The sequence below is a fragment of the Albidovulum sp. genome (genome assembly GCF_049646345.1).
Taxonomy (GTDB): Bacteria; Pseudomonadota; Alphaproteobacteria; order Rhodobacterales; family Rhodobacteraceae; genus Albidovulum.
On record NZ_JBARVQ010000733.1, the window covers coordinates 1 to 8,417 of the forward strand.

The 8,417-nt window shown below is 63.1% G+C and carries 11 protein-coding genes; 6 read left to right on the forward strand and 5 right to left on the reverse strand.

The window, feature by feature from the left end; translation table 11 throughout:
* The first annotated feature begins 265 nt into the window (after positions 1 to 265).
* From WBB85_RS19185 to WBB85_RS19200, 4 genes are read left to right on the forward strand one after another with little or no spacing between them, the layout of a single operon-like run.
* Positions 266 to 418 (forward strand): hypothetical protein, encoded by a 153-nt coding sequence (locus WBB85_RS19185; RefSeq protein WP_432640192.1) that lies wholly within the window; start codon positions 266 to 268, stop codon positions 416 to 418.
* Between the two features lie 7 nt (positions 419 to 425).
* Positions 426 to 1,694, forward strand: a complete 1,269-nt coding sequence (gene murA, locus WBB85_RS19190) for a UDP-N-acetylglucosamine 1-carboxyvinyltransferase (protein ID WP_432640193.1) — start codon at positions 426 to 428, stop codon at positions 1,692 to 1,694.
* Positions 1,694 to 2,173 (forward strand): DUF2948 family protein, encoded by a 480-nt coding sequence (locus tag WBB85_RS19195; RefSeq protein ID WP_432640194.1) that lies wholly within the window; start codon positions 1,694 to 1,696, stop codon positions 2,171 to 2,173. The genes murA and WBB85_RS19195 overlap by 1 nt, the downstream gene beginning before the upstream one ends.
* Positions 2,170 to 2,649 (forward strand): GNAT family N-acetyltransferase, encoded by a 480-nt coding sequence (locus tag WBB85_RS19200; protein WP_432640195.1) that lies wholly within the window; start codon positions 2,170 to 2,172, stop codon positions 2,647 to 2,649. The genes WBB85_RS19195 and WBB85_RS19200 overlap by 4 nt, the downstream gene beginning before the upstream one ends.
* 21 nt (positions 2,650 to 2,670) lie before the next feature.
* Here the strand turns inward: WBB85_RS19200 and arsC are convergent, their stop codons facing one another.
* The 3 genes from arsC to WBB85_RS19215 are packed head-to-tail and all read right to left on the reverse strand — an operon-like array spanning position 2,671 to position 4,402.
* On the reverse strand, positions 2,671 to 3,012 hold the full coding sequence (gene arsC / locus WBB85_RS19205) for an arsenate reductase (glutaredoxin) (RefSeq protein ID WP_432640196.1): 342 nt from the start codon (positions 3,010 to 3,012) through the stop codon (positions 2,671 to 2,673).
* Positions 3,009 to 4,067, reverse strand: a complete 1,059-nt coding sequence (locus tag WBB85_RS19210) for a quinone-dependent dihydroorotate dehydrogenase (protein ID WP_432640197.1) — start codon at positions 4,065 to 4,067, stop codon at positions 3,009 to 3,011. The genes arsC and WBB85_RS19210 overlap by 4 nt, the downstream gene beginning before the upstream one ends.
* Entirely contained in the window at positions 4,064 to 4,402 is a 339-nt protein-coding gene (locus WBB85_RS19215; protein WP_432640198.1) for a DUF952 domain-containing protein, read from the reverse strand. The genes WBB85_RS19210 and WBB85_RS19215 overlap by 4 nt, the downstream gene beginning before the upstream one ends.
* Positions 4,403 to 4,552: 150 nt before the next feature.
* On the opposite strand from WBB85_RS19215, the gene WBB85_RS19220 reads away from it, so the two are divergent.
* The gene (locus WBB85_RS19220; protein WP_432640199.1) at positions 4,553 to 6,127 is read left to right on the forward strand and encodes a bifunctional metallophosphatase/5'-nucleotidase; all 1,575 of its coding nucleotides are present in this window, start codon (positions 4,553 to 4,555) and stop codon (positions 6,125 to 6,127) included.
* A 74-nt stretch (positions 6,128 to 6,201) separates the two neighbouring features.
* Here the strand turns inward: WBB85_RS19220 and WBB85_RS19225 are convergent, their stop codons facing one another.
* Positions 6,202 to 7,092 (reverse strand): DMT family transporter, encoded by an 891-nt coding sequence (locus WBB85_RS19225; protein ID WP_432640200.1) that lies wholly within the window; start codon positions 7,090 to 7,092, stop codon positions 6,202 to 6,204.
* Between the two features lie 102 nt (positions 7,093 to 7,194).
* Here WBB85_RS19225 and WBB85_RS19230 point away from each other — a divergent pair, with 102 nt between their 5' ends.
* On the forward strand, positions 7,195 to 8,094 hold the full coding sequence (locus tag WBB85_RS19230) for a LysR substrate-binding domain-containing protein (RefSeq protein WP_432640201.1): 900 nt from the start codon (positions 7,195 to 7,197) through the stop codon (positions 8,092 to 8,094).
* Between the two features lie 59 nt (positions 8,095 to 8,153).
* Here the strand turns inward: WBB85_RS19230 and WBB85_RS19235 are convergent.
* On the reverse strand, positions 8,154 to 8,417 hold a 264-nt coding region (locus tag WBB85_RS19235), incomplete at its 5' end, for a hypothetical protein (RefSeq protein WP_432640202.1).

The window sequence follows — 8,417 nt, forward strand, 5'->3', positions numbered from 1 at the left end:
CACCCTTACCAAGGGTGTGCTCTACCACTGAGCTACCACAGCATCCGTTTTCCAGATAGCTACCCCGGGCGTTATCCCGATGCAAGCGGGCTCTGGAAAAGCCCTTTGGTTTCAGTTGCCTTTGCCCGTACGGGCTTCCCGATCATGGAAGCACTCTACCAGTGAGCTTCGGCAGCCCGTTTCGTGGGGCGCGTGTTAGACGCAAATTCCGCGTCGTGCAAGGGCAATCTGGACCCTTTCGCGCCTTCGCTGTAGAGAGGGCGCCATGGACAGGAAAACCCTGAAAAACCGGTCTGAAAAAGCCGAGGACAGCCGTGAGGCGCGGCTGAAGGCTGCGCTGAAGGCGAACCTTCAGCGCCGCAAGGCTCAGGCCAAGGCACGGGGCGCAAAGCCCGCCGGGGACAACAAGGAAAGCTGAGGCAGGCATGGATTCGATTATCGTCACGGGCGGCACCGAACTGAAGGGCCAGATCCCCATTGCCGGGGCCAAGAATGCCTGTCTGGCGCTGATGCCGGCGACGCTTCTCTCTGATGAGCCGCTGACCCTGACCAATGCGCCGCGCCTGTCGGATATCAAGACGATGACGCTGCTTCTGGAATCGCTCGGGGCTGAAGTGCGGTCGATGCAGGAAGGGCGGGTTCTGGCCATGTCCTCGCATGATCTGAATAACCTGACCGCCGATTACGATATCGTGCGCAAGATGCGCGCCTCCAATCTGGTGCTGGGCCCCTTGCTGGCCCGGGCGGGCCATGCGGTCGTCTCGCTGCCCGGCGGCTGCGCCATCGGGGCGCGGCCCATGGACCTGCATATCGCGGGGCTGGAGGCTTTGGGTGCGAAAATTGAACTCAAGGACGGCTATCTGCATGCCGATGCGCCGAAGGGGCTGAAGGGCGCGGTGATCGAACAGCGCTTCGCCAGCGTTGGCGCGACCGAGAATATCGTGATGGCCGCGACCTTGGCAAAAGGCACGACGGTTCTGAAGAACGCCGCGCGCGAGCCTGAGATTGTCGACCTCGTGAAATGCCTGCGCGCCATGGGCGCCCAGATTGCGGGCGAGGGCACCGCAACCATCGAAATTCAGGGCGTCGATCGGCTGCATGGCGCGACCCATCCCGTGGTCGCCGACCGGATCGAGCTTGGCACCTATATGATCGCGCCCGCGATTGCAGGCGGCGAGGTCGAACTGATCGGCGGCGGCATGGACTTGCTTCCGGCCTTCTGCGAAAAACTCGATGCGGCCGGGATCGTCGTGACCCCGACCGAGAAGGGCATAAGGGTTGCCCGCTCGAACGGGCGGGCCAAGGCGGTGGATGTGACGACCGAGGTCTTCCCCGGTTTCCCGACCGATCTTCAGGCGCAGATGATGGCGCTTCTGGTCACCGCCAAGGGAACAAGCGTGCTGGAAGAGACGATCTTTGAGAACCGCTTCATGCATGCGCCCGAGCTGATGCGGATGGGTGCCGATATCGAGGTTCATGGCGGTCACGCCACCGTCAAAGGGGTCGAAAGGCTGAAAGGCGCGCCGGTCATGGCGACCGATTTGCGCGCCTCGGTCTCGTTGATCCTTGCCGGGCTTGGTGCCGAGGGCGAGACGATGGTCAACCGGGTCTATCATCTCGACCGCGGTTACGAGCGGGTAGAGGAAAAACTCTCTGCCGTGGGGGCCCGCATCGAACGGGTGAAGGGGGAGTGATGGCTGAAGACGCAAAGTTCGAGGACGGGGGCGAAAAGCCGCTCCATCTCAAGGCCGAGACGGCGGACGACGTGCCCGTGATGGCGGCGCTGGTGCAGGATGCGGTCCTGTCGATAATCGACATGAGCTGGCAGCCGAAGCTGCGCCGCCTCGCCCTTCTGATCAACCGGTTCCGCTGGGAAGATCAGGCGGCGGCCGAGGCGCGCGGGCGCCCCTATGAACGGGTGCGTTCTTTGCTGGTGATCGACGGGGTGACCGGTGTCGCCTCGCAGGGGATCGACCGGGGCGACAAGGAAGCTGTCCTGTCACTGCTCGATATCCACTGGACATCGGGCGAGGATGCGGCGGGACGGGTAGAGCTGGTTCTGGCAGGTGATGGCGGCATCGCAGCCGAGGTGGAATGCCTCGATCTGACCCTGAAGGATGTGACACGCCCCTATGCCGCGCCATCGGGCAAGGTGCCGGGGCATCCGGAATGATCATCCGCCGGGTCGGGCCTGACGAGGCTGCGGCCTGGCGCGCGATCCGGCTGGAGGCGCTGGCGACGGTGCCGGAGGCGTTTTCGGCACGGCTTGCCGACTGGCAGGATCGGCCGCTGGCGGATTTCGCGGCGCAGCTTGCGGCCAATCCGACCTTTCTTGCCTTCGACGGGGATGCGCCGGTCGGGTGCATTGCCTGGATTCGGGATGCCGAGGATGCGGCGCGGGGCTGGATCGGCGGCGTTTTCGTTGCTGGTGCCGCCCGTGGTTCGGGTCTTGGTCACGCCATGATCGGGGCGGCAATGGCAGATGCGCAAGGGGCCGGGGTGACGAAGCTTTGGCTTGATGTCGGGGCAGGCAATCTTGCGGCGCAGTCCGCCTATCGCCGTGCCGGATTTGCCGAGGTGGCGGCAGAGGAGCGACCCGGAACCGCCTGCAGTGCCTGCGAGATCAGCATGTGGCGCGCCTTGCCTTAAAGCGGCCCGGCACCGGGGGGGTCAGAACAGGTCGAGCACCGATTCCGGTGGGCGGCCAAGCGCGACCTTGCCGTCATGCAGGACCACCGGCCGTTCGATCAGCGCCGGATGCCCGGCCATCGCGGCGATCAGGCGGTCCTCATCCATGTCCTTGGTCAGGCCAAGTTCCTTGAAAAGCGCATCACCCGTGCGCATCAGACTGATCGCAGGGATGCCGAGCACGCCGAGCACGGTGCATAACTCGGCCTCGGTCGGGGCGTCCTGCTGATAGAGACGGATGGTCGGGGTCAGCCCGCGTTCCTCCAGCAATGCCAAGGTCTGGCGGGATTTGGAGCAGCGGGGATTGTGCCAGATTTCGGTCATAACCAGTCCTTTCGTCCGGTGCCGACAGCCTCGGCGACCGTGGCAAAGCCGTCGCGGGCGAGGAGTTTGTCGAGCCCATTCGCGATATCGGTGATCAGCGACAGGCCCTGATAGATCATCGCCGAATAAAGCTGCACCGCCGAGGCCCCGGCGCGGACCTTCTGCCAGGCGTCCTCGGCCGACGCGATCCCACCCACGCCGATCAGCGGCAGCTTGCCGTCTGTCAAAGCGGAAAGGCGGGCCAGAGTGCGGGTCGATTTTTCGAATAAAGGCGCGCCGGACAGGCCGCCCGCCTCGCCCGCATAACGGCTGGTCAACCCATCACGGTCAAGCGTCGTATTGGTCGCAATCACCGCGTCGATACCCGAGGTCAGTGCAACCTCGGCCACATCGGCCAGTTCGGCCTCACTCAGATCGGGGGCGATCTTGAGGAAGATCGGGATCTGGCGCGTCAACCCGTCGCGGGTGGCGATGACGCCCGCGAGCAGGGCAGACAGGGCCGCCTTGCCCTGAAGGTCGCGCAGCTTTTCCGTGTTGGGCGAAGAGACGTTGACGGTGGCAAAATCCACATGCGGTCCGCAGGTCGCCAGCACCTTGGCGAAATCGGCGGCGCGGTCGTGGGACGTCTTGTTGGCCCCAAGATTAAGGCCCACGGGTACATGGCGCTTGGCCTTCGCAAGGCGGGCGGCGATGGCCTCGGCACCGTCATTGTTGAACCCGAAGCGGTTGATGACGGCCCGGTCCTCTCTCAGCCGGAAGAGGCGCGGTTTGGGATTGCCAGGCTGGGGCAGGGGGGTGGCCGCACCAACCTCGACAAAGCCGAAACCGGCGCGCGTCAGCGGCGTCACCGCTTCGGCATTCTTGTCATAGCCCGCCGCCAATCCCACAGGGTTCGGCAGGTCGAGCCCCGCGATGCGGGTTTTCAGCCGCGGGCTGCCGTAAGGGCCGGGCAGGGGCACGAGGCCCGTCGCCAGCGCCCGGATCGACAACCCATGCGCGGTTTCGGGATCGAATTGATGCAGCGCACAAAGCCCGGCGCGTTCGATCAGCTTCACAGCATGCCCTCGGGAAAGATATGGCCGGTGGCACCCAGCGGCAGCGACTTGTCCCAGACCACCTCTGAGATCGCCAGAGGCCGGTAGAGATGCGGAAAGAGCGCGCCGCCGCGCGAGGGTTCCCAGCGCAGTTCAGGGCCAAGATTACCCGCCCGGAACGCGACCAGAACCAGATCGCTTTCGGTGGCGAAATGCTTCGCCGCCGTCCCGGTCACCTGTTCGGCGGTGGAGAAATGGATAAAGCCGTCGGCCAGATCGACCGGCGCGCCCAAAGTCTCGCCCGTCTTGCGGAACGCATCCCATTCGGGGCGGCGGAAGATCTTGTAGATCAGCATGGCCCGCTCATGCCCGGTCAGGCCCGTCCGGTCAATCCCGCCTGCGTTATCAGTGTGTCACAATGTGCCGTTAGGGCACATTCGATGGGCTTTGACACGGCTTCGATCTGCGCCCATTCTGATCCGATCAACGATAACAGGGAGTTTCACATGGCGACCCGGATTCTCACTTCCGCCGCTCTTCTCGCGCTTTCGGCGGGCATGGCGCAGGCGGATTATTCGCTGACCATTCTGCACACCAACGATTTCCATGCGCGGTTTGAGCCGATTTCGAAATACGACTCGGGCTGTTCGGCCGAGGATAACGCGGCGGGCGAATGTTTCGGCGGCACAGCACGGCTGGTTACGGCGATCGCCGAGGCGCGGGCACGGTCGAACAATTCGATCCTTGTCGATGGTGGCGACCAGTTCCAGGGCACCTTGTTCTACACGTATTACAAGGGGGCTGCCGCGGCCGAGTTCATGAACAAGCTTGGTTATGACGCGATGACCGTGGGCAACCATGAATTCGACGACGGGCCGGAAGTGTTGCGCGGTTTCGTCGATACGGTCGAATTTCCGGTCCTGATGTCGAATGCCGACATTTCGGGTGAGGAAATGCTGGCGGGCAAGATCGCGAAATCCACGATCATTGAACGCGGCGGCGAAAAGCTGGGCCTCATCGGCCTCACGCCGCAGGATACCGACGAACTGGCAAGCCCCGGCAAGAACGTGATCTTTACCGATCCGGTCGGCGCCGTGCAGGGCGAGGTCGACAAGCTGACCGCCGAGGGTGTGAACAAGATCATCGTCCTGTCGCATTCCGGTTACGGCGTCGATCAGAAGGTCGCGGCGGAAACGACCGGCGTCGATGTGATCGTCGGCGGCCACACGAACACGCTTCTGTCGAACACCAATGACCGTGCCGAAGGCCCCTATCCGACCATGGTGGGCAATACCGCCATCGTCTCGGCCTATGCCTATGGCAAGTTCCTGGGCGAATTGAACGTGACCTTCAACGATGCGGGCGAGATTACCGAAGCCACGGGTGAGCCGCTGATCATGGATGCGGCGGTGACCGAGGACGGCGCGACAAAGGACCGTATCGCCGAGCTTGCCGTGCCGCTGGACGAGATCCGCAACAAGGTCGTGGCCGAGACGGCTGAGGCCATCGACGGTGATCGGGCCAATTGCCGCGCGGTCGAATGCCAGATGGGCAACCTTGTCGCCGATGCTATGCTGGCGCGGGTCGCCGATCAGGGCATCCAGATCGCGATTGCCAATGGCGGCGGGTTGCGCGCCTCGATCGATGCGGGCGAGGTGACGATGGGCGAGGTTCTGACGGTCCTGCCGTTCCAGAACACGCTTTCGACCTTCCAGGCCAAGGGTTCGACGGTTCTGGCAGCCCTTGAGAATGGCGTGAGCCAGGTCGAGGAAGGCGCAGGTCGCTTCGCACAGGTCGCGGGCCTCAAATACACGTTCGATCCGGCGGCCGAGCCCGGCGCGCGTGTGTCGGACGTGATGGTTGGGGCGGGAGATGCCTGGGCGCCGATTGAGGCGGATACCGTCTATGGCGTCGTAACCAACAACTATGTCAGGAATGGCGGGGACGGGTTCGATATGTTCGCGACCGAGGGCATGAATGCCTATGATTTCGGCCCCGATCTGGCCGATGTCACGGCCGAATACCTGGCTGCGAACGCACCCTATACGCCTTATCTTGATGGGCGCATCACCCAAAAATAGTAACCTGTCCTCAGGTCGCCCGCCCCGCTTTCGTGTCGGGCGGGCGATCTTTTGAATTCAAAGGGCATCTGGGCTCAGTCGCGATTGCGTCGGGGCAGGGCCAGCAGTCCGGCGCCGACGATGATACATATGCCGGTCAAGGCAATCGCCCCGGGGCGTTCGCCAAAGAAGATCGCTCCCCAAAGCAGGCTGAACGCCAGATAGGAATAGTCGAACGCCGCAACTGTCGTGGGCGGGCCTTCCTGATAGGCAATTGCCGCCCCCACACTGCCGACAAGCAGCAGGCCCGCCAGCGTCGCGACCGTCAGAGCGAGCGGCGCATCAACCGGTTGCCACGGGCCGAACAGGAACGCCCCCTTCTGGCCGGAAAACAGGCCAAGGCAGAGACCGGCAATGACAAAGGCCAGATTGAGCGCAAGGGCGAGCACGAATGGGCTGTCCTCGCGGCATTTCACCGAGGTGATCATCATCGCTGCAGCATAGAGCAGCGCGGCAAGCACCGGCAGGAGCGTTACAGTCTGAAACCCGGCTGCATCAGGGCGGATGATGAGCAAGACGCCGAGAAATCCCGCTACGATGGCGATGAGCGCACGGTTGCCCGGCCATTGCCGCGCCACCACTGCCGAAATCGCCAGAATGAAGAGCGGGCCGGTGTAATAGGCCGCCGCCGCCAGCGAGAGTGGCAATCTAGGCAGAGCGACATAGTAGCTCAGCCACATCGCGACCAGCAAAAGGCTGCGGATGGCGACCCAGAGTGGGGCCGTCACAGATATGGGGCCTCGCCGCCACGCCAGCCACAGAAGAACCGGCAGGGTCAGCGCCGAGCGCAGGATGTACATCTGCCATAGCGGAAGCGACAGACCTGTCGCTTTGATCAACGCATCGCCCAGCGACAAGGCCGAAACCGAAGTGACGATGGCGAGTATCGCGCGTCCTGTGCGATTGGGTCGGCGTGGTGAGACCATGGGGTGATCCTTTGTGAATTTCGCCCCTTGGAAATCATGAATGGTGGCTTATGAAAAAGGAGTAATTGACAAGAATGGATGAGGTGAAGTTATAGATAGTTCATGCATGCCTTACCGCCCCTGTCCCGTCTAAGACCGTTTGAAGCCGCGGCCCGGCTTGAAAGTTTCTCGCTTGCGGCTGACGAGCTTGGTTTGACCCAGACCGCCGTCAGCAAACAGATCGCGCAACTGGAGGCCGAACTTCGCGCTCAACTGTTCGAAAGGCGGAACCGCGCGGTTTTCCTGACGTCCGACGGGCGCAGGCTGGGGCAGGTCGTGGGTGCCGCCCTGTCCGACATTGCCGCCGAAGTTGCGGCGATACGCGGGCAAAGGCGATCCGGCGAAGTCGTGCTGCATTGCCAATTGTGCGAAGCGTTCTATTGGCTCATGCCCCGATTGGCGGCATTCCATGAACGCCACCCCGGCATCGAACTGAGGGTCGTATCGTCGTTGCGACCGGTGACCGAGGCGCGGGAACAGTTCGACGTCGCGATGCAGTCGTCCAATCGGCCCTCGGGCAATGCAAGGCTGGCCTTCACGGCGTCGGACGACATCTTTCCCGTCTGCGCGCCGTCGCTTCTTCCCGGCACCGGGGTGCCTCTGACACCTGCCGATCTGCTCGGGTATCCGCTGCTGTCCCACCAGGTCGTCCCGCAGGACTGGATGGGATGGATGGAGTGGTTCGACGCCATCGGCATTCCAGCCCCTCAGCGCCCGCGCATGGTGCATTTCGACAGTTATCCGCTGGCGCTTCAGGCGGCTGTGGCGGGGCAGGGCATCGCCCTTGGCTGGCGGCGCACGACCGAGGCGCTGATCAGGGAAGGCAAACTGGTACGGCCCTGTGCCGAAGCGGTCATTCGACCGACCGAAATCTCCGTCTTTCGGGGTGCCGCGCGTGCCAGTCACGCCGATACTGACAAGCTGGTCGCCTGGCTTTCAGACGAGCTTTCCGAACAGGCTTAATCCGGGTGAACGGCCCTGCGCTGGGTCGGGATGAGAAGCCCGTTCGGGGTTGATCCGGGTCATTCCTGTTGTGGGACGGCGTCAGTCCTGGCGCCTTTTGCTATAGGCAGATTTCGGCCTGCCCGTGCCATCTTGCCGATAATTCTTGCAAAAATCTGCATGAAGGCGCATATGACCCCTGCGACGTTACCTCTTTCGACCACTGTCTCCTTCATCGGCCTCAGTTCTTCGATTGCGACTGACTGCGCCGGACCGCTGCATTTCGTGGGCGGTACTACAAAGGAGATATCACGATGGCTACTGGCTCCGTGAAATGGTTCAAC